The sequence below is a fragment of the Escherichia sp. WS33 genome (assembly GCF_046486385.1).
Lineage (GTDB): Bacteria > Pseudomonadota > Gammaproteobacteria > Enterobacterales > Enterobacteriaceae > ECMA0423.
Genome location: NZ_JBJQLJ010000004.1, coordinates 13,322 through 33,361 on the forward strand (window position 1 = coordinate 13,322; position 20,040 = coordinate 33,361).

Consider the following 20,040-nt stretch of genomic DNA (forward strand, 5'->3'; position numbering starts at 1 on the left):
GCCCAAAACGCGCTGTCGTCAAGTCGTTAAGGGCGTGCCCTTCATCATCCGATCTGGAGTCAAAATGTCCTCACGTAAAGAGCTTGCCAATGCTATTCGTGCGCTGAGCATGGACGCAGTACAGAAAGCCAAATCCGGTCACCCGGGTGCCCCTATGGGTATGGCTGACATTGCCGAAGTCCTGTGGCGTGATTTCCTGAAACACAACCCGCAGAATCCGTCCTGGGCTGACCGTGACCGCTTCGTGCTGTCCAACGGCCACGGCTCCATGCTGATCTACAGCCTGCTGCACCTCACCGGTTACGATCTGCCGATGGAAGAACTGAAAAACTTCCGTCAGCTGCACTCTAAAACTCCGGGTCACCCGGAAGTGGGTTACACCGCTGGTGTGGAAACCACCACCGGTCCGCTGGGTCAGGGTATTGCCAACGCAGTCGGTATGGCGATTGCAGAAAAAACGCTGGCGGCGCAGTTTAACCGTCCGGGCCACGACATTGTCGACCACTACACCTATGCCTTCATGGGCGACGGCTGCATGATGGAAGGCATCTCCCACGAAGTTTGCTCTCTGGCGGGTACGCTGAAGCTGGGTAAACTGATTGCGTTCTACGATGACAACGGTATCTCTATTGATGGTCACGTTGAAGGCTGGTTCACCGACGACACCGCAATGCGTTTCGAAGCTTACGGCTGGCACGTTATTCGCGACATCGACGGTCATGACGCGGCATCCATCAAACGCGCAGTAGAAGAAGCGCGCGCAGTGACTGACAAACCGTCCCTGCTGATGTGCAAAACCATCATCGGTTTCGGTTCCCCGAACAAAGCCGGTACTCACGACTCCCACGGTGCGCCGCTGGGCGACGCTGAAATTGCCCTGACCCGCGAACAGCTGGGCTGGAAATATGCACCGTTCGAAATCCCGTCTGAAATCTATGCTCAGTGGGATGCGAAAGAAGCAGGCCAGGCGAAAGAATCCGCATGGAACGAGAAATTCGCTGCTTACGCGAAAGCTTATCCGCAGGAAGCCGCTGAATTTACCCGCCGTATGAAAGGCGAAATGCCGTCTGACTTCGACGCGAAAGCAAAAGAGTTCATTGCTAAACTGCAGGCTAACCCGGCGAAAATCGCCAGCCGTAAAGCGTCTCAGAATGCTATCGAAGCTTTCGGTCCGCTGTTGCCGGAATTCCTCGGCGGTTCTGCTGACCTGGCACCGTCTAACCTGACCCTGTGGTCTGGTTCTAAAGCAATCAACGAAGATGCTGCGGGTAACTACATCCACTACGGTGTTCGCGAGTTCGGTATGACCGCGATTGCTAACGGTATCTCCCTGCACGGTGGTTTCCTGCCGTACACCTCCACCTTCCTGATGTTCGTGGAATACGCACGTAACGCCGTACGTATGGCTGCGCTGATGAAACAGCGTCAGGTGATGGTTTACACCCACGACTCCATCGGTCTGGGCGAAGATGGCCCGACTCACCAGCCGGTAGAGCAGGTCGCTTCTCTGCGCGTAACCCCGAACATGTCTACATGGCGTCCGTGTGACCAGGTTGAATCCGCGGTCGCGTGGAAATACGGTGTTGAGCGTCAGGACGGCCCGACCGCACTGATCCTCTCCCGTCAGAACCTGGCGCAGCAGGAACGAACTGAAGAGCAACTGGCAAACATCGCGCGCGGTGGTTATGTGCTGAAAGACTGCGCCGGTCAGCCGGAACTGATTTTCATCGCTACCGGTTCAGAAGTTGAACTGGCTGTTGCTGCCTACGAAAAACTGACTGCCGAAGGCGTGAAAGCGCGCGTGGTGTCCATGCCGTCTACCGACGCATTTGACAAGCAGGATGCTGCTTACCGTGAATCCGTACTGCCGAAAGCGGTTACTGCACGCGTTGCTGTAGAAGCGGGTATTGCTGACTACTGGTACAAGTATGTTGGCCTGAACGGTGCTATCGTCGGTATGACCACCTTCGGTGAATCTGCTCCGGCAGAGCTGCTGTTTGAAGAGTTCGGCTTCACTGTTGATAACGTTGTTGCGAAAGCAAAAGAACTGCTGTAATTAGCATTTCGGGTAAAAAGGTCGCTTCGGCGACCTTTTTTATTACCTTGATATGTCCGTTTGCGGACAAGCAATAGATAAATCGTGTTGTAGATCACAAATATTTATATGCAATAAATATCAATTATGTAATATGCATCACGATATGCGTATTGACATTTGTTGTTATATCTATAACTCAATGTTATATAAGAAATTAATAATTCACTGTTTTCAAAACATCGGTTTCCCTGCTCAATTGCTTTCATTAAACCGCACGAGTATTTTATTTTTACCGCCGGACGGTACCCTAAAAATAAAATAAGGATAATTTATGCGGCTTAGTGATTATTTTCCAGAATCATCAATCTCAGTTATACATTCAGCAAAAGATTGGCAGGAAGCTATCGATTTCTCGATGGTATCATTGCTGGATAAAAACTATATCAGCGAGAATTACATTCAGGCAATTAAAGATTCCACCATTAACAATGGCCCTTATTATATTCTCGCACCAGGCGTGGCAATGCCTCATGCGCGACCGGAATGTGGGGCGCTTAAAACCGGGATGTCTTTGACATTACTTGAACAAGGTGTTTATTTTCCGGGGAATGACGAACCAATTAAATTACTCATCGGACTCTCTGCTGCCGATGCCGATTCGCACATTGGCGCTATTCAGGCGTTAAGTGAATTACTGTGCGAAGAAGAAATACTCGAACAACTCTTAACAGCATCATCAGAAAAACAATTAGCGGACATTATCAGCCGCGGATAATTACTCTCTCCTCTACAGGATAATATTATGGAAAACAAGTCTGCTCGTGCAAAGGTCCAGGCTTTTGGGGGCTTTTTGACTGCAATGGTCATCCCCAATATTGGTGCTTTTATTGCCTGGGGTTTTATTACTGCGTTATTTATTCCCACCGGTTGGCTGCCTAACGAACATTTCGCCAAAATTGTCGGCCCGATGATTACCTATTTATTGCCCGTGATGATTGGTTCTACAGGTGGTCATCTGGTCGGCGGTAAACGCGGGGCGGTCATGGGCGGAATAGGTACTATTGGTGTGATCGTTGGCGCAGAGATCCCGATGTTCCTTGGCTCAATGATCATGGGGCCGCTCGGTGGGTTGGTCATAAAATATGTCGATAAGGCACTGGAAAAACGCATACCTGCCGGTTTTGAGATGGTTATCAATAACTTCTCATTAGGTATCGCGGGGATGCTCCTTTGTCTGCTGGGTTTTGAAGTGATCGGCCCGGCGGTGTTAATTGCCAATACTTTCGTCAAAGAGTGTATCGAGGCGCTGGTACATGCGGGTTATCTGCCTCTGCTGTCAGTCATCAATGAACCGGCGAAAGTGCTTTTCCTTAATAATGCGATCGATCAGGGCGTCTATTATCCGCTGGGAATGCAACAGGCTTCGGTTAACGGTAAATCCATCTTCTTTATGGTGGCCTCTAACCCAGGTCCGGGCCTGGGGCTGCTGCTGGCGTTTACCTTGTTTGGTAAAGGGATGAGTAAACGTTCTGCGCCCGGGGCGATGATTATTCACTTCCTCGGTGGGATCCACGAACTGTATTTCCCATATGTGCTGATGAAGCCGCTGACTATTATTGCCATGATTGCGGGCGGTATGTCTGGTACCTGGATGTTTAACTTACTGGACGGTGGTCTGGTGGCTGGCCCAAGTCCGGGGTCTATCTTTGCTTACCTGGCACTGACGCCGAAAGGCTCGTTCCTGGCGACAATTGCCGGTGTTACGGTAGGTACCCTGGTGTCCTTTGCTATTACTTCGCTGATACTGAAGATGGAAAAAACGGTGGAAACGGAGAGCGAAGATGAGTTTGCTCAGTCAGCCAATGCGGTTAAGGCGATGAAACAAGAGGGTGCATTCTCGTTAAGCAGGGTTAAGCGTATCGCCTTTGTTTGCGATGCGGGGATGGGCTCCAGTGCGATGGGCGCGACCACCTTCCGTAAACGCCTGGAAAAAGCGGGGCTGGCAATAGAAGTAAAACATTACGCGATAGAAAACGTGCCTGCGGATGCCGATATCGTCGTTACTCATGCCAGTCTGGAAGGGCGCGTGAAACGTGTTACGGATAAACCGCTGATATTGATTAATAACTATATTGGCGATCCAAAACTCGACACTTTATTTAATCAATTAACCGCCGAACATAAACACTGATTACAGAGGTAAAAATGAAAACCAAAGTTGCTGCTATTTATGGCAAGCGGGATGTCCGTCTGCGCGAATTTGAACTGCCAGAAATTACCGATAATGAATTACTGGTGAGTGTAATTTCTGACAGCGTCTGTTTATCCACCTGGAAAGCTGCGTTACTCGGTAGTGAACATAAACGCGTACCCGACGATTTAGAAAATCATCCGGTCATTACCGGGCATGAATGTGCCGGGGTTATTGTCGAAGTGGGTAAAAATCTCACTGGCAAATATAAAAAAGGCCAGCGTTTTGTATTGCAACCAGCGATGGGGTTACCAAGCGGATATTCAGCGGGCTACAGCTACGAATATTTTGGCGGCAATGCCACTTATATGATTATTCCCGAAATCGCCATTAATTTGGGCTGCGTATTACCGTATCACGGCTCTTATTTTGCTGCGGCGTCGCTGGCAGAGCCTATGTGCTGCATTATTGGTGCTTATCATGCCAATTATCACACCACGCAATATGTTTATGAGCATCGCATGGGCGTCAAACCTGGCGGCAATATTGCACTGCTGGCGTGTGCAGGTCCGATGGGCATTGGCGCTATCGATTACGCCATTAACGGCGGCATACAACCGTCGCGGGTGGTGGTGGTCGATATCGACGACAAACGTCTGGCGCAGGTGCAGAAGCTGCTGCCGGTGGATCTGGCGGCCAGTAAAGGCATTGAGCTGGTGTATGTGAATACCAAAGGGATGAGCGATCCGGTCCAGACGCTGCGGGCGCTGACAGGAGATGTCGGGTTCGATGACATTTTTGTTTATGCGGCGGTGCCTGCTGTCGTTGAGATGGCTGACGAATTACTGGCGGAAGATGGCTGTCTGAACTTCTTTGCCGGGCCGACGGATAAAAACTTCAAAGTGCCGTTTAATTTCTACAACGTCCATTACAACAGCACGCACGTAGTCGGTACATCCGGCGGTTCAACGGACGACATGAAAGAGGCGATTGCGTTAAGCGCCACGGGGCAGTTGCAGCCGTCCTTTATGGTCACGCATATCGGTGGGCTGGATGCGGTGCCAGATACCGTGCTCAATCTGCCGGATATCCCTGGCGGTAAAAAACTCATTTATAACGGCGTGACCATGCCGCTCACTGCCATTGCCGATTTTGCCGAAAAAGGCAAAACCGATCCGCTGTTTAAAGAGTTGGCGCGGCTGGTTGAGGAAACGCACGGCATCTGGAATGAACAGGCCGAGAAATATCTGCTGGCACAATTTGGCGTTGATATCGGGGAGGCCGCGCAATGATGTCCCTGGCGTGGCCATTATTTCGCGTTACGGAACAGGCAGCGTTGGCTGCCTGGCCGCAAACCGGATGTGGCGACAAAAATAAAATTGATGGCCTGGCGGTCACCGCGATGCGCCAGGCATTAAACGACGTCGCTTTTCGTGGACGAGTGGTTATCGGCGAAGGAGAAATTGACCATGCGCCGATGCTGTGGATTGGCGAAGAGGTGGGCAAAGGCGATGGGCCAGAAGTCGATATCGCGGTTGACCCGATTGAAGGCACGCGGATGGTAGCGATGGGGCAGAGCAATGCGCTGGCGGTCATGGCTTTCGCCCCTCGAGATAGCCTGTTACATGCGCCCGATATGTATATGAAAAAGCTGGTTGTTAATCGACTGGCTGCCGGGGCGATTGATCTGTCTTTGCCTCTGGCGGACAACTTGCGTAACGTGGCGCGGGCGTTAGGTAAACCGCTGGACAAGCTGCGCATGGTTACGCTGGATAAACCGCGCCTGAGTGCCGCGATTGAAGAAGCAACACAGCTGGGCGTGAAGGTTTTCGCTCTGCCGGATGGCGATGTCGCCGCCAGCGTGCTGACCTGCTGGCAGGATAATCCTTACGACGTGATGTACACCATCGGCGGTGCGCCAGAAGGCGTGATTTCTGCCTGTGCCGTTAAAGCATTAGGTGGGGATATGCAGGCCGAGCTGATTGACTTTTGTCAGGCTAAAGGGGATTACACGGAAAATCGGCAGATTGCAGAGCAGGAGCGCAAGCGTTGTAAGGCAATGGGCGTTGACGTTAACCGTGTGTACTCGCTCGATGAACTGGTGAGGGGGAACGATATCCTCTTTAGCGCTACGGGCGTGACGGGCGGCGAGTTGGTGAACGGTATCCAACAGACGGCGAATGGGGTGCGGACGCAGACATTACTGATCGGCGGCGCGGACCAAACGTGTAATATAATAGACTCCCTGCATTGATGGTGATCTATCGGAAGACCAATGGCGACGCTGACAGAAGATGATGTGCTTGAGCAACTGGATGCACAGGACAATTTATTTTCATTTATGAAAACTGCGCATTCTATTTTGCTCCAGGGGATACGCCAGTTTCTGCCGTCGCTGTTTGTCGATAACGATGAAGAGATCGTCGAATATGCAGTGAAGCCGTTACTCGCCCAAAGCGGCCCGCTTGACGATATTGATGTTGCGCTGCGTTTGATTTATGCGCTGGGGAAAATGGATAAATGGCTGTATGCCGATATCACGCACTTTTCCCAGTACTGGCATTACCTGAACGAACAGGATGAAACGCCCGGATTTGCCGATGACATGACCTGGGATTTTATCAGCAACGTCAATAGCATAACCTGCAATGCGACGCTCTATGATGCGTTAAAAGCGATGAAGTTCGCCGATTTCGCCGTCTGGTCAGAGGCGCGTTTTAGCGGAATGGTCAAAACGGCGCTGACGCTGGCAGTAACGACCACCTTAAAGGAATTAACGCCGTGAAAATTGAATTAACGGTGAATGGGCTGAACGTGCAAGCGCAGTACCATGATGAAGAGATAGAACGCGTGCATAAACCGCTACTGCGTATGCTGGCGGCCTTACAGGCGGTAAGTTCGCAGCGACGTACGGTGGTTTTTCTTTGCGCTCCGCCGGGGACGGGTAAATCTACCTTAACTACCTTCTGGGAATATCTCGCGCAACAAGACCCGGAACTGCCCGCTATTCAGACGCTCCCGATGGATGGTTTTCACCATTACAATAGCTGGCTGGACGCGCATCAATTGCGCCCCTTCAAAGGCGCACCAGAGACATTTGACGTTGTGAAACTGGCGGAAAATCTGCGCCAGGTCGTGGAAGGAGATTGTACGTGGCCGCAGTACGATCGACAAAAGCATGATCCTGTTGAAGATGCGTTGCACGTTACCGCACCACTCGTCATCGTCGAAGGAAACTGGTTGTTGCTGGACGACGAGAAGTGGTGCCAGCTTGCGCAATTTTGTGATTTCTCGATCTTTATCAACGCGCCAGCTACTGCGTTGCGGGAACGACTGGTAGGGCGCAAGCTGGCGGGAGGGGTATCGCTGGCAGACGCAGAAGCTTTTTATGACCGTACCGACGGGCCGAATGTTCGCCGGGTGCTGGAAGAGAGTCTGCCTGCAAATTTGACCTTAATGATGACCGCTACGGGTGAATATCGTCTGGTGGATTAACGTTCCTGATTAGACCATCTTCCAGTCGCACCACACGAGAGAAATGACGCCGGGTAAATGCGGCGTCATGACTGATTGCTACGACGCTCGTGCCTCGCTGGCCGCACTTCTCCAGCCAGCTTTCAAACACGCTCAACCAATTTTCGTCAAAATCCCGACTCGGCTCGTCCAGCAGCAATAGTGGCGGAGAGAGTGCTTCCAGGCAGGCGACGGCGACCATCCGTCGCTGCGCACTATGCAGATCCAACGGGTGCGAGTTGGCAGTGTCTGCTAACTGACAACATTGCAGGGCAGCATGGGTACGTTGAGTGATTTCATCCGCCGGGCATTTTTGCAGTTTCAAACCAAATGCGATCTCGTCAGCGACGGTGCTGTGAAAAAGTTGGTTTTCCGCTTCCTGAAACAGTACGCCAACCTTTGCCGCGCGCTGGCGGTTTTTCAGGTTTTTCATCGCCTGTTGTTGCAGCATAACCGTACCGGCTGTGGGCGTAAGAAGACCTGCCATTACTCGTAACAGCGTCGATTTTCCCGCGCCATTGTCGCCGGTCAGCGCCAACCATTCACCTTGTTTGAGTTGCAGAGAAATGTCGCAAAGACAATCCGTTGCCGCGCCAGGCCAGCGATAAGATATCTTATTTAACGTTAACATAGTGGCTGGAGCGCTCCGTTTTGCAATTGCCACGCTTGCTGGCAGTAGTTCAGGAAAGGTGTGCGATGACGTTCAAAAAGAATAATCAGCGAACCACGTTCAAACGCCCAGTGTTGTAAGCGCTGCAACAGCATTTCGCTGGCCTGCGGAGTCAGGCGGCTAAAGGCTTCATCAAGAATTAAGAGCTTTGGCTGCATCGCGATGGCGCAGGCGATGACCACGCGCTGTGTCTCTCCACCGGAGAGTGTTGCCGGGTGACGATGGCGCAACGGCTGGCACTCGGTCAGAGTCAGGGCGGCATCAATCCGCGCCATAATCTCTGCTTCAGCAAGACACAGATTTTCTGGCCCAAAGGCAACTTCTTCTTCCACGCTAAAGGTACAGCCGGAGAGCTGCAAATAGGGCGATTGCTGGACGAGCTGGATGGTGGCGGATTGTTCATTAAGCGGGAGATGCCCAATGGGCGTACCGAGGAGCGTCCCCGTGCCTGTTATCTCTCCTGGCAGAAAGTCCGGATACCAGCCCGCCATCAGCTGTGCCAGCGTACTTTTGCCACTGCCGTTGTCACCAAAGATGGCGACCATCCCCGGTTTGACATAGTGAAAGTCATAACAGAACGGAGGATGCGTTGAGTGTGTCGGGCAATAACGGAACTGTTCTAACGTAACCATATCCACGCTCCGAATTCTGTCAGCATCAGCAAGATCATGGTGTAACGCGCTACGCGTTGTAGGGTGCTATCGGCTGGTGCCCACAACGTTGTTCGTCGGTTGTGGATCCGAAATGCCCGCATATCCAGCGCCGCACCACGGACAGCCAGATCGTTAAGCGCATTGTGTGTTAGCGGAATAATTAACGCGGGCATCGCACGTAAACGCTGATACCAGCCCTCATCCAGCGGCACGCCGCGGGCACGCTGCGCTTCATGAATAATCGCTAATTGCCGTTTTAACTGCTCAACGACCAATAACGGCCCGGCAAACAGATAAGCGACGCCTGGCGGCAGGCGAGAAGCAAACAGAGCGCGAATAAAACATTGCACGGGGACGTACTGCATCCACAACTGTGAGGTTGAAACAATCGCCAGAATCCGCAACCAGAGCGTAATAGCATGCGACCACCGTTCTGGCGAGCGTGGCGTGCCGCTTAGCCATTCTGGTAGCCAGCCACCGTGTACCAGCCACAGCCCGGCTCCCAGCGAGAACATCAGCCAGACGACATATTTTGCCCGCCGCCGCGTGGCCTTTAGCGCAATAAGGCAGAAAAAGGTCGCCGCGCTATAGATTGGCAAAATGGTCTGCGCGGGCAGGATAAGCGTGGTGCAGGCCGCCAATGCCCACAGTGTTAATGAGGTAAATGGATGCATTTAGCGCACGGCAGCCATTGCCGGAAAATGGCGCGTGGTGCGAATCGGCAGCTGGCGCAGTAAAAGCCAGACAATCACCGCTGTAAGAATTTTATCGACCAGGTTCGCGCCTATCACCGTAATCGCCACCGACTCCACCAGGTTTTGCCCCATCGAGTGCATCCAGGCAACGAACAAATCGGCTCCGCTACCGGTGACACCGCCGAACAGCGCAGTACGCAGCGGTACAGCGACGACCGTTACCGCAAGCGTAATAATCACGCCGCTGACAACGACTTTTGGCAGGGTGCGAAACCAACCCGCTCGCGCCAGGCAACCGGCGACCAGGCCGATGACCATCGCGACGGGTGCAAATGCGGCGGCGATCGGGTTGGTCAGCAATCCCCAGAGTAAATTGGTCAGTAAGCCGGTCAGCATTCCGATCACCGGACCAAGCAGTACCGCGCTAATAAGTGTGCCGATGGAGTCGAGAAATATAGGTAATTTGACCATGCTGGCCAGTTGCCCGCCGATCATATTGATGGCGATAGATATAACGATCAACACCAGTGCCTGACTGGAAAAGTGGCTACGCGCCATAAGAAAACCTCTTTGAAAGTAGTTATTTAACGGGGGAAATATGCAACTCGTCGTAACCAGAAAGCGCGCAAGGTTGGCGGCTAAACGCCAGTTCCTCAAGGCTACCGATCACCAGTTCAAGCGTGGTCCGCACGGTACAGCCGGGCATCATATGACCGCCAAGCATCGTGCCGTGTGGATCGGAAACGCAGAGATGAAGATGCTCACCACTCTGTTCCAGCGTGCCGTTTAGTGAGATCACTTCGAATGTACCGTTCAGGAGCGTGGTGCCTTCTTGCCCGGCATAGCGCAAGGCGACGTCAGTCAGGCTACCGGTACAGCCTGCAATCCAGGCGGCATGAAGTTGATGCTGCTGTGCAAAAGCGTGTAGCTGGGAAAAAACTTCCTGCCCGGGGAGGAGGCGCAGTGCGTAAAAGCGTGCGGAGGAAGAATATGGGTAGGGCAATGTCATCATTGGAGTACTCCGAAACTCGGACGTATTGCGGATAATATCGACGCTGCATCAGTCATATTCTGATATAAGTCAGGGTTTGTGACGGCACAACGAAAAGATTTTGCTACGCTTATTCGTGATTCTGCAAAGTGGAATAAATTCCACAGGGGCGGGGCTGAAAACGTGACGTAAGTCAGATAATTGCTTTCTTTGACTGGACAATCATTCCTTTTATTCCACGTTTCGCTTATCCTAGCTGAAGCGTTTCAGTCGATTAAATGTTCGACAATTAACCAATCAGTCGCAGTTTGCGACAGGTAAGGTTTCCCCGGACGATTTGCTGGATTACTCTGTCTGGCAAATTTGCTCAGGGAAAACCTTGCAGGAGATCTATGACCGTACGCGTAGCGATAAATGGCTTCGGTCGCATCGGGCGTAATGTGGTTCGTGCTTTGTATGAATCCGGACGCCGGGCGGAAATTACCGTGGTGGCAATCAACGAACTGGCGGATGCTGCGGGCATGGCGCATTTGTTGAAATATGACACCAGCCATGGCCGTTTTGCATGGGAAGTACGACAGGAACGCGATCAACTTTTTGTTGGTGATGACGCCATCCGCGTATTGCATGAACGTTCACTGCAATCGCTCCCCTGGCGTGAACTTGGCGTTGATGTAGTCCTCGACTGCACCGGCGTATATGGCTCCCGCGAGCATGGCGAAGCGCATATTGCCGCCGGGGCCAAAAAAGTGCTCTTTTCACATCCTGGCAGTAACGATCTCGACGCGACCGTTGTTTACGGCGTCAATCAGGATCAACTTCGTGCGGAACACCGCATCGTTTCTAACGCTTCCTGTACCACGAATTGCATAATTCCCGTCATCAAATTGTTAGATGATGCGTACGGTATTGAGTCCGGCACAGTGACCACAATTCACTCCGCCATGCACGATCAACAGGTTATTGATGCATACCATCCTGACCTGCGTCGCACCCGGGCAGCCAGCCAGTCGATCATTCCGGTCGATACTAAACTGGCCGCCGGTATCACACGATTTTTTCCGCAATTTAACGATCGCTTTGAAGCGATTGCGGTACGTGTGCCAACCATAAATGTGACGGCAATCGATTTAAGCGTGACGGTGAAGAAACCTGTAAAAGCCAATGAAGTCAACCTGTTGCTGCAAAAAGCAGCACAAGGTGCATTTCATGGTATAGTTGACTATACGGAATTGCCGTTGGTCTCTGTAGATTTTAACCACGATCCGCACAGTGCCATTGTCGATGGCACCCAAACCCGGGTCAGTGGCGCACACCTGATCAAAACGTTGGTCTGGTGCGATAACGAATGGGGCTTTGCTAACCGAATGCTCGACACGACGTTAGCTATGGCTACTGTTGCTTTCAGGTAAGACGCAAGCAGCGTCTGCAAAACTTTTAGAATCAACGAGAGGATTCACCATGTCTGTAATTAAGATGACCGATCTGGATCTTGCTGGGAAACGTGTATTTATCCGTGCGGATCTGAACGTACCAGTAAAAGACGGGAAAGTAACCAGCGACGCGCGTATCCGTGCTTCTCTGCCGACCATCGAACTGGCCCTGAAACAAGGCGCAAAAGTGATGGTAACTTCCCACCTGGGTCGTCCTACCGAAGGCGAGTACAACGAAGAATTCTCTCTGCTGCCGGTTGTTAACTACCTGAAAGACAAACTGTCTAACCCGGTTCGTCTGGTTAAAGATTACCTCGACGGCGTTGACGTTGCTGAAGGTGAACTGGTTGTTCTGGAAAACGTTCGCTTCAACAAAGGCGAGAAGAAAGACGACGAAACCCTGTCCAAAAAATACGCTGCACTGTGTGACGTGTTCGTAATGGACGCATTCGGTACTGCTCACCGCGCGCAGGCTTCTACTCACGGTATCGGTAAATTCGCTGACGTTGCGTGCGCAGGCCCGCTGCTGGCAGCTGAACTGGACGCGCTGGGTAAAGCACTGAAAGAACCTGCTCGCCCGATGGTGGCTATCGTTGGTGGTTCTAAAGTATCTACCAAACTGACCGTTCTGGACTCCCTGTCTAAAATCGCTGACCAGCTGATTGTTGGTGGTGGTATCGCTAACACCTTTATCGCGGCACAAGGCCACGATGTGGGTAAATCCCTGTACGAAGCTGACCTGGTTGACGAAGCTAAACGTCTGCTGACCACCTGCAACATCCCGGTTCCGTCTGATGTTCGCGTAGCAACCGAGTTCTCTGAAACTGCACCGGCTACCCTGAAATCTGTTAACGATGTGAAAGCTGACGAGCAGATCCTGGATATCGGTGATGCTTCCGCTCAGGAACTGGCTGAAATCCTGAAGAATGCGAAAACCATTCTGTGGAACGGTCCGGTTGGCGTGTTCGAATTCCCGAACTTCCGCAAAGGTACTGAAATCGTGGCTAACGCTATCGCAGACAGCGAAGCGTTCTCCATCGCTGGCGGCGGCGACACTCTGGCAGCAATCGACCTGTTCGGCATTGCTGACAAAATCTCCTACATCTCCACTGGCGGCGGCGCATTCCTCGAATTCGTGGAAGGTAAAGTACTGCCTGCAGTAGCGATGCTCGAAGAGCGCGCTAAGAAGTAAAAAATCACAGGGCAGGGAAACCTGCCCTTGTTTCAGCGCGCTTTTAGAGCACGCATTTTTTCATACTCTAAATAATTCGAGTTGCAGGAAGGCGACAAGAGAGTGAATCCCCAGGAGCTTACATAAGTAAGTGACTGGGGTGAGCGAACGCAGACGCAGCACATGCAACTTGAAGTATGACGAGTATAAGGCCCGACGATACAGGACAAGAGACATGTCTAAGATTTTTGATTTCGTAAAACCTGGCGTAATCACTGGTGATGACGTACAGAAAGTTTTCCAGGTAGCAAAAGAAAACAACTTCGCACTGCCAGCAGTAAACTGCGTCGGTACTGACTCCATCAACGCCGTACTGGAAACCGCTGCTAAAGTTAAAGCGCCGGTTATCGTTCAGTTCTCCAACGGTGGTGCTTCCTTTATCGCTGGTAAAGGCGTGAAATCTGACGTTCCGCAGGGTGCTGCTATCCTGGGCGCGATCTCTGGTGCGCATCACGTTCACCAGATGGCTGAACATTATGGTGTTCCGGTTATCCTGCACACCGACCACTGCGCGAAGAAACTGCTGCCGTGGATCGACGGTCTGCTGGACGCGGGTGAAAAACACTTCGCTGCTACCGGCAAGCCGCTGTTCTCTTCTCACATGATCGACCTGTCTGAAGAATCTCTGCAAGAGAACATCGAAATCTGCTCTAAATACCTGGAGCGTATGTCCAAAATCGGCATGACTCTGGAAATCGAACTGGGTTGCACCGGTGGTGAAGAAGACGGCGTGGACAACAGCCACATGGACGCTTCTGCACTGTACACCCAGCCGGAAGACGTTGATTACGCATACACCGAGCTGAGCAAAATCAGCCCGCGTTTCACCATCGCAGCGTCCTTCGGTAACGTACACGGTGTTTACAAGCCGGGTAACGTGGTTCTGACTCCGACCATCCTGCGTGATTCTCAGGAATATGTTTCTAAGAAACACAACCTGCCGCACAACAGCCTGAACTTCGTATTCCACGGTGGTTCCGGTTCTACTGCTCAGGAAATCAAAGACTCCGTAAGCTACGGCGTAGTGAAAATGAACATCGATACCGATACCCAATGGGCAACCTGGGAAGGCGTTCTGAACTACTACAAAGCGAACGAAGCTTATCTGCAGGGTCAGCTGGGTAACCCGAAAGGCGAAGATCAGCCGAACAAGAAATACTACGATCCGCGCGTATGGCTGCGTGCCGGTCAGACTTCGATGATCGCTCGTCTGGAAAAAGCATTCCAGGAACTGAACGCGATCGACGTTCTGTAAGATATTCCTTTCTGCTTATCTCAAGGCCCGCTCTGCGGGTCTTTTTTTCGCCAAAAGCAAAATTGCCTGATGCGCTACGCTTATCAGGCCTACACGTATCCTGCAATATATTGAATTTGCAGGTTTTTGTAGGCCGGATAAGGCGTTCACGCCGCATCCGGCATGACAAAGCGCACATTGATATCTGTCTGAGCCCCGCTCTGCGGGGATTTTTTCGCCAAAAGCAAGGTGATTCAGATGAGAAATCTGTGATCTATTTGGCAAAATTATGCTTTATTGTTTACCCTTGTCAGACTGCCCGTCATAAGGCGGCGGAGTGTATTTCTCCATTTTGAGTCAGTTGAAAAGGAATATTGAATGGAAGATTTGAATGTTGTCGATAGCATAAACGGCGCGGGAAGCTGGCTGGTAGCTAACCAGGCGCTGCTGCTAAGTTATGCAGTAAACATCGTGGCGGCACTCGCGATCATCATCGTTGGTTTGATTATCGCGCGGATGATTTCCAACGCGGTGAATCGCCTGATGATCTCCCGTAAAATCGATGCCACTGTTGCTGATTTTCTCTCTGCATTAGTCCGTTACGGTATTATCGCCTTTACGCTAATCGCTGCACTGGGACGCGTGGGTGTACAAACCGCGTCCGTCATTGCTGTACTCGGTGCCGCAGGCTTAGCTGTTGGTCTGGCTTTGCAGGGGTCACTGTCTAACCTGGCCGCTGGCGTGTTACTTGTCATGTTCCGCCCGTTCCGTGCCGGAGAATATGTTGACCTCGGCGGCGTAGCCGGTACTGTGCTGAGTGTGCAGATTTTCTCCACCACCATGCGTACTGCAGACGGTAAAATTATCGTTATTCCGAACGGTAAAATTATTGCCGGAAATATTATTAACTTCTCCCGCGAGCCAGTTCGCCGTAACGAATTTATTATTGGCGTGGCGTATGATTCCGATATCGATCAGGTTAAGCAGATCCTGACCAATATTATCCAGTCTGAAGATCGCATTTTGAAAGATCGCGAAATGACTGTGCGCCTGAACGAACTTGGTGCATCGTCGATTAATTTCGTGGTCCGCGTCTGGAGCAACAGCGGCGATCTGCAAAACGTGTACTGGGATGTGCTGGAGCGTATTAAACGTGAATTTGATGCCGCCGGTATCAGCTTCCCGTACCCGCAAATGGATGTGAACTTTAAGCGGGTGAAAGAAGACAAAGCTGCGTAATCAACGCTGAGGCCAGATAATACTCTCTGGCCTCTCTCTTATTAGTTATTCTGATTGCCAATTAATATTATCAATTTCCGCTAATAACAATCCCGCGATATAGTCTCTGCATCAGATACTTAATTCGGAATATCCAACGTGTTTTCTTATTACTTTCAAGGTCTTGCTCTTGGGGCAGCTATGATTCTGCCGCTCGGCCCACAAAATGCTTTTGTGATGAATCAGGGCATTCGTCGTCAGTATCACATTATGATTGCCTTACTTTGCGCTATCAGCGATTTGGTCCTGATTTGCGCGGGGATTTTTGGTGGTAGCGCGTTATTGATGCAGTCGCCGTGGTTGCTGGCGCTGGTCACCTGGGGCGGCGTAGTCTTCTTGCTGTGGTATGGTTTTGGCGCTTTTAAAACAGCGATGAGTAGTAATATTGAGTTAGCTAGTGCCGAAGTCCTGAAGCAAGGCAGATGGAAAATTATCGCCACCATGTTGGCAGTGACCTGGCTGAATCCGCATGTTTACCTGGATACTTTTGTTGTACTGGGCAGCCTTGGCGGGCAGCTTGACGTCGAACCAAAACGTTGGTTTGCGCTCGGGACAATTAGCGCCTCTTTCCTGTGGTTCTTTGGGCTGGCTATTCTCGCAGCCTGGCTGGCACCGCGCCTGCGCACGGCAAAATCACAGCGCATTATCAATCTGGTAGTGGGATGTGTCATGTGGTTTATAGCCTTGCAGCTGGCGAGAGACGGTATTGCTCATGCACAAGCCTTGTTCAGTTAGGCGCTATCTGATGGAAAAATAAAACAGAGGCGCTAAGCTTGCCTCCAGAGGTCCTGAATTTTGGGCAAGTCAATTAACACGGAGAGACTAACGTGAAGTTCAAAGTTATCGCCCTGGCGGCATTAATGGGTATTAGCGGGATGGCAGCGCAGGCTAACGAATTGCCGGATGGACCGCATATTGTCACCTCCGGTACGGCAAGTGTGGATGCGGTGCCAGACATTGCCACTCTTGCGATTGAAGTTAACGTGGCCGCGAAGGATGCCGCTACAGCCAAGAAACAGGCAGATGAGCGCGTCGCACAATACATTTCCTTCCTTGAACTCAATCAGATCGCGAAAAAAGATATCAGCTCAGCGAATTTACGCACCCAGCCAGATTATGATTATCAGGATGGTAAAAGTATCCTGAAAGGCTACCGCGCTGTGAGAACGGTGGAAGTCACGCTCCGTCAGTTAGACAAACTGAATTCCTTGCTGGATGGCGCGCTGAAGGCGGGTCTTAACGAAATTCGTTCTGTGTCGCTGGGCGTGGCGCAGCCGGATGCCTATAAAGACAAAGCGCGTAAGGCAGCGATTGATAACGCGATTCATCAGGCGCAGGAACTGGCGAACGGCTTTCATCGTAAACTGGGGCCGGTATATAGCGTGCGCTACCATGTTTCCAACTATCAGCCCAGCCCAATGGTGCGGATGATGAAAGCCGATGCCGCGCCGGTGTCTGCCCAGGAAACTTACGAGCAGGCCGCTATTCAGTTTGATGATCAGGTCGATGTGGTCTTCCAGTTAGAACCTGTGGATCAACAACCCGCTAAAACACCTGCAGCACAATAATACTTGTAGCCCGACGTATTCGTCGGGCTAATGCCTTTACCCGATATTGCCTCCTTTTTCTGTAATTTTCTGTAAAACCATGACGTAATCACCTATCTTTGCTCGCGGTTTCATCAAGGATAGGCTGACTGAAACGGTTAAGCGGACAAGGATGCGGGGAGGGGGGATGGACATTTTTATTTCGAAAAAGATGCGCAATTTCATTTTATTAGCGCAAACCAATAATATTGCCCGGGCGGCAGAAAAAATCCATATGACGGCTTCGCCATTTGGTAAAAGCATTGCCGCGCTGGAAGAACAAATTGGCTATACGCTATTTACCCGCAAAGATAATAATATCAGCCTCAATAAAGCCGGTCAGGAACTGTATCAAAAACTGTTCCCGGTTTATCAACGACTTTCTGCGATTGATAATGAAATCCATAACTCAGGGCGTCGTTCACGAGAAATTGTGATTGGCATAGATAATACTTATCCGACAATTATTTTCGATCAGTTGATTAGTCTCGGAGATAAGTATGAAGGCGTGACCGCCCAGCCAGTTGAGTTCAGCGAAAACGGTGTTATCGATAATCTTTTTGACCGTCAGTTAGATTTTATTATCTCCCCACAGCATGTATCTGCACGAGTTCAGGAACTGGAAAACCTGACTATCAGTGAATTACCACCGCTGCGATTGGGCTTTCTCGTTTCTCGCCGTTATGAAGAGCGTCAAGAGCAAGAGCTGCTTCAGGAGCTGCCCTGGCTACAAATGCGCTTTCAAAACCGGGCTAACTTCGAAGCAATGATTGATGCGAATATGCGACCTTGTGGGATCAATCCCACCATTATTTATCGTCCCTACAGTTTTATGGCCAAAATCAGCGCCGTGGAGCGCGGACATTTTCTGACGGTGATCCCGCATTTTGCCTGGCGACTGGTGAATCCGGCAACGCTGAAATATTTTGATGCGCCGCACAGGCCGATGTATATGCAGGAATATCTTTATTCAATCAGAAATCATCGTTATACCGCCACGATGCTTCAGCATATTGCTGAAGATCGTGACGGGACAAACCATTAACCCAGCATCGAGCCGGTTGCAATTAAATTACGGTGTAAGTCGAAGACGTGGCTAAGATCGTGGTGAATATGTCCGCCGGGCGCATTTTCCAGATAGCGATGCAGATAATCCCGATACATAGGATGTGCACAATTATCAATGATAGTGCGGGCGCGTTGAAGCGGGGAAAGACCGCGCAGATCGGCGATCCCTTGTTCGGTGATGATCACTTTGACGCTGTGTTCGCTGTGATCAACATGGCTGCACATTGGCACGACGGTTGAGATCTTGCCTTCTTTAGCAATCGACGGAGCCATAAAGATCGACAGATACGCGTTGCGTTCAAAATCACCGCTGCCGCCGATGCCGTTCATCAGATCGACCCCGGCTACGTGCGTTGAGTTGGCATGCCCGTAAATATCAAACTCCAGGCCGACGTTCAGAGCGATGACGCCCAGACGACGGATGATTTCCGGGTTATTGGAAATCTCCTGCGGACGCAACACAATGCGGCTGGCAAAGTAATCCATATTGTCGTAAATCTTGCGCAGGGAATCGGCCGAGATTGTCAGGCTGGAGGCGCTGGCCCCGCTGATTTTGCCGGTTTCCAGTAAATGCACCACCGATTCCTGTAGCACTTCCGAATACATCATGAACGGAGGAATTTCCGGGTTTTCCCCCAGACGCGCCATTACCGCATTATTGATATTGCCCACGCCACTTTGCAGCGGCAGAAATTCCGGCGGAATACGCCCATGCGCCATTTCCTGCAATAAGAACGTGACCACGTTATCGGCAATCTGCTGGCACATGGGATTTTGCTTATCCAGCATATTACCGGCGTCGGGCAAGTTGGTTTCCACGACGGCGACAATCTTTTTCGGATCGATTTGCACATAGCGGGTACCGACGCGATCCATTGCATGGAAGATCGACACGCTATTGCGCCGCGGTGGCGCGCCAGGAATCACAATATCTGCCAGTTCTGCAACGCGCGGATCGTGATAGTGATTAAGTTCAATGATCACTTTCTTCGCTCGCAGCAGCCAGGTCGGCGCATTACCGATCCCGCTGGTTAACCAGACTCGACCATCCGGTGCCAGTGCCGATGCTTCAATGACGGCAACATCAATGTCGCCGAAGAAACCGTAATTGACCATTTGCGCCACTTCGCTCAAATGCAGGTCAACGAAACTCACCGCGCCCTGATTGATCTTTTTACGTAAACCGGACGATGTTTGATATGGCGCACGCCAGGAAACAGCATCGGCGTCAGAAAGTACATCGTCAGCGGCGGCGCTGATTGACGCCCCCGTCAGCAGGCGAATTTGATACGGCTTTTTGGCCTCATGCTGTTCGTTAGCTCTGCGGGCAATCGCGGTGGGTAGGGCTTTCGGCGAACCCGCCGGGGTAAAGCCGCTAAATGCCACCATGTCGTTATGCTGGATAATTTCTGCCGCTTCATCGGCGGTCATCCTTGTCCACTGAGTTTCCATTTTTACT

At 51.4% G+C, this 20,040-nt stretch carries 20 protein-coding genes; 14 read left to right on the plus strand and 6 right to left on the minus strand.

Annotated features, from left to right (window positions below):
- Positions 1-64: 64 nt before the first annotated feature.
- The 7 genes from tkt (at position 65) to ACJHXA_RS04755 (ending at position 7,724) form a co-directional block, all read left to right on the plus strand.
- Complete coding sequence (gene tkt / locus ACJHXA_RS04725; protein WP_000098614.1) at positions 65-2,056, plus strand: transketolase; 1,992 nt, start codon at positions 65-67, stop codon at positions 2,054-2,056.
- A 313-nt stretch (positions 2,057-2,369) separates the two neighbouring features.
- The gene (gene cmtB, locus ACJHXA_RS04730) at positions 2,370-2,813 is read left to right on the plus strand and encodes a PTS mannitol transporter subunit IIA (protein ID WP_001239650.1); all 444 of its coding nucleotides are present in this window, start codon (positions 2,370-2,372) and stop codon (positions 2,811-2,813) included.
- A gap of 27 nt (positions 2,814-2,840) precedes the next feature.
- Complete coding sequence (gene cmtA, locus ACJHXA_RS04735; RefSeq protein ID WP_000428805.1) at positions 2,841-4,229, plus strand: PTS mannitol transporter subunit IICB; 1,389 nt, start codon at positions 2,841-2,843, stop codon at positions 4,227-4,229.
- A gap of 14 nt (positions 4,230-4,243) precedes the next feature.
- Positions 4,244-5,521 carry a zinc-binding dehydrogenase gene (locus ACJHXA_RS04740; protein WP_000853221.1) on the plus strand — a complete coding sequence of 426 codons (1,278 nt, stop codon included), beginning with the start codon at positions 4,244-4,246 and terminating at the stop codon, positions 5,519-5,521.
- Complete coding sequence (gene glpX / locus ACJHXA_RS04745; protein WP_000987277.1) at positions 5,518-6,483, plus strand: class II fructose-bisphosphatase; 966 nt, start codon at positions 5,518-5,520, stop codon at positions 6,481-6,483. The genes ACJHXA_RS04740 and glpX overlap by 4 nt, the downstream gene beginning before the upstream one ends.
- Before the next feature lie 21 nt (positions 6,484-6,504).
- Entirely contained in the window at positions 6,505-7,014 is a 510-nt protein-coding gene (gene fumE, locus ACJHXA_RS04750) for a fumarase E (RefSeq protein WP_000224138.1), read from the plus strand.
- The gene (locus ACJHXA_RS04755) at positions 7,011-7,724 is read left to right on the plus strand and encodes a nucleoside/nucleotide kinase family protein (protein ID WP_000687753.1); all 714 of its coding nucleotides are present in this window, start codon (positions 7,011-7,013) and stop codon (positions 7,722-7,724) included. Before fumE ends, ACJHXA_RS04755 begins: the two co-directional genes overlap by 4 nt.
- On the opposite strand, the gene ACJHXA_RS04760 is transcribed toward ACJHXA_RS04755, so the two are convergent.
- Genes ACJHXA_RS04760 through ACJHXA_RS04780 form a run of 5 tightly spaced genes read right to left on the minus strand, consistent with a single transcriptional unit; the run spans position 7,696 to position 10,772 of the window.
- A complete protein-coding gene (locus ACJHXA_RS04760; RefSeq protein WP_000956871.1) occupies positions 7,696-8,373 on the minus strand; it encodes an ABC transporter ATP-binding protein in 678 nt (225 codons plus the stop codon). The two genes, ACJHXA_RS04755 and ACJHXA_RS04760, sit on opposite strands and share 29 nt — an antisense overlap.
- Positions 8,367-9,044 carry an ABC transporter ATP-binding protein gene (locus ACJHXA_RS04765; RefSeq protein ID WP_000256969.1) on the minus strand — a complete coding sequence of 226 codons (678 nt, stop codon included), beginning with the start codon at positions 9,042-9,044 and terminating at the stop codon, positions 8,367-8,369. Before ACJHXA_RS04765 ends, ACJHXA_RS04760 begins: the two co-directional genes overlap by 7 nt.
- A complete protein-coding gene (locus ACJHXA_RS04770; RefSeq protein WP_000553217.1) occupies positions 9,032-9,739 on the minus strand; it encodes an energy-coupling factor transporter transmembrane component T in 708 nt (235 codons plus the stop codon). The genes ACJHXA_RS04765 and ACJHXA_RS04770 overlap by 13 nt, the downstream gene beginning before the upstream one ends.
- Positions 9,740-10,318: an ECF transporter S component gene (locus ACJHXA_RS04775; RefSeq protein ID WP_000124317.1), complete on the minus strand. Its 579-nt coding sequence runs from the start codon at positions 10,316-10,318 to the stop codon at positions 9,740-9,742.
- A 22-nt stretch (positions 10,319-10,340) separates the two neighbouring features.
- The gene (locus ACJHXA_RS04780) at positions 10,341-10,772 is read right to left on the minus strand and encodes a PPC domain-containing DNA-binding protein (RefSeq protein ID WP_000988693.1); all 432 of its coding nucleotides are present in this window, start codon (positions 10,770-10,772) and stop codon (positions 10,341-10,343) included.
- Positions 10,773-11,143: 371 nt separating this feature from the next.
- Between ACJHXA_RS04780 and epd the strand changes: the two genes are divergently transcribed.
- The 7 genes from epd (at position 11,144) to srsR (ending at position 18,558) form a co-directional block, all read left to right on the plus strand.
- Entirely contained in the window at positions 11,144-12,163 is a 1,020-nt protein-coding gene (epd, locus tag ACJHXA_RS04785; protein WP_000218480.1) for an erythrose-4-phosphate dehydrogenase, read from the plus strand.
- 49 nt (positions 12,164-12,212) lie between these two features.
- A complete protein-coding gene (pgk, locus tag ACJHXA_RS04790; RefSeq protein ID WP_000111269.1) occupies positions 12,213-13,376 on the plus strand; it encodes a phosphoglycerate kinase in 1,164 nt (387 codons plus the stop codon).
- Positions 13,377-13,590: 214 nt separating this feature from the next.
- Positions 13,591-14,670 (plus strand): class II fructose-bisphosphate aldolase, encoded by a 1,080-nt coding sequence (gene fbaA / locus ACJHXA_RS04795; protein WP_000034372.1) that lies wholly within the window; start codon positions 13,591-13,593, stop codon positions 14,668-14,670.
- Positions 14,671-15,027: 357 nt separating this feature from the next.
- The gene (gene mscS / locus ACJHXA_RS04800) at positions 15,028-15,888 is read left to right on the plus strand and encodes a small-conductance mechanosensitive channel MscS (protein WP_000389818.1); all 861 of its coding nucleotides are present in this window, start codon (positions 15,028-15,030) and stop codon (positions 15,886-15,888) included.
- 138 nt (positions 15,889-16,026) lie between these two features.
- Positions 16,027-16,662, plus strand: a complete 636-nt coding sequence (argO, locus tag ACJHXA_RS04805; protein WP_000493360.1) for an arginine exporter ArgO — start codon at positions 16,027-16,029, stop codon at positions 16,660-16,662.
- A 92-nt stretch (positions 16,663-16,754) separates the two neighbouring features.
- Complete coding sequence (locus ACJHXA_RS04810; RefSeq protein ID WP_000669834.1) at positions 16,755-17,495, plus strand: oxidative stress defense protein; 741 nt, start codon at positions 16,755-16,757, stop codon at positions 17,493-17,495.
- 166 nt (positions 17,496-17,661) lie between these two features.
- Entirely contained in the window at positions 17,662-18,558 is an 897-nt protein-coding gene (srsR, locus tag ACJHXA_RS04815; RefSeq protein WP_000350806.1) for a LysR family transcriptional regulator SrsR, read from the plus strand.
- Here srsR and scpC read toward each other — a convergent pair.
- Complete coding sequence (gene scpC / locus ACJHXA_RS04820) at positions 18,555-20,033, minus strand: propionyl-CoA:succinate CoA transferase (RefSeq protein WP_000449941.1); 1,479 nt, start codon at positions 20,031-20,033, stop codon at positions 18,555-18,557. The genes srsR and scpC overlap by 4 nt on opposite strands.
- Between the last annotated feature and the right edge of the window lie 7 nt (positions 20,034-20,040).

Bases quoted from the DNA above. Each gene is read 5' to 3' on its own strand.
- tkt (WP_000098614.1), top strand. From the start codon at position 65: ATGTCCTCACGTAAAGAGCTTGCCAATGCTATTCGTGCGCTGAGCATG.
- glpX (WP_000987277.1), top strand. From the start codon at position 5,518: ATGATGTCCCTGGCGTGGCCATTATTTCGCGTTACGGAACAGGCAGCG.
- ACJHXA_RS04780 (WP_000988693.1), bottom strand. From the start codon at position 10,772: ATGATGACATTGCCCTACCCATATTCTTCCTCCGCACGCTTTTACGCA.
- fumE (WP_000224138.1), top strand. From the start codon at position 6,505: ATGGCGACGCTGACAGAAGATGATGTGCTTGAGCAACTGGATGCACAG.
- cmtB (WP_001239650.1), top strand. From the start codon at position 2,370: ATGCGGCTTAGTGATTATTTTCCAGAATCATCAATCTCAGTTATACAT.
- srsR (WP_000350806.1), top strand. From the start codon at position 17,662: ATGGACATTTTTATTTCGAAAAAGATGCGCAATTTCATTTTATTAGCG.
- ACJHXA_RS04740 (WP_000853221.1), top strand. From the start codon at position 4,244: ATGAAAACCAAAGTTGCTGCTATTTATGGCAAGCGGGATGTCCGTCTG.
- ACJHXA_RS04775 (WP_000124317.1), bottom strand. From the start codon at position 10,318: ATGGCGCGTAGCCACTTTTCCAGTCAGGCACTGGTGTTGATCGTTATA.
- mscS (WP_000389818.1), top strand. From the start codon at position 15,028: ATGGAAGATTTGAATGTTGTCGATAGCATAAACGGCGCGGGAAGCTGG.
- epd (WP_000218480.1), top strand. From the start codon at position 11,144: ATGACCGTACGCGTAGCGATAAATGGCTTCGGTCGCATCGGGCGTAAT.
- ACJHXA_RS04760 (WP_000956871.1), bottom strand. From the start codon at position 8,373: ATGTTAACGTTAAATAAGATATCTTATCGCTGGCCTGGCGCGGCAACG.
- pgk (WP_000111269.1), top strand. From the start codon at position 12,213: ATGTCTGTAATTAAGATGACCGATCTGGATCTTGCTGGGAAACGTGTA.
- fbaA (WP_000034372.1), top strand. From the start codon at position 13,591: ATGTCTAAGATTTTTGATTTCGTAAAACCTGGCGTAATCACTGGTGAT.
- ACJHXA_RS04770 (WP_000553217.1), bottom strand. From the start codon at position 9,739: ATGCATCCATTTACCTCATTAACACTGTGGGCATTGGCGGCCTGCACC.
- ACJHXA_RS04765 (WP_000256969.1), bottom strand. From the start codon at position 9,044: ATGGTTACGTTAGAACAGTTCCGTTATTGCCCGACACACTCAACGCAT.
- cmtA (WP_000428805.1), top strand. From the start codon at position 2,841: ATGGAAAACAAGTCTGCTCGTGCAAAGGTCCAGGCTTTTGGGGGCTTT.
- scpC (WP_000449941.1), bottom strand. From the start codon at position 20,033: ATGGAAACTCAGTGGACAAGGATGACCGCCGATGAAGCGGCAGAAATT.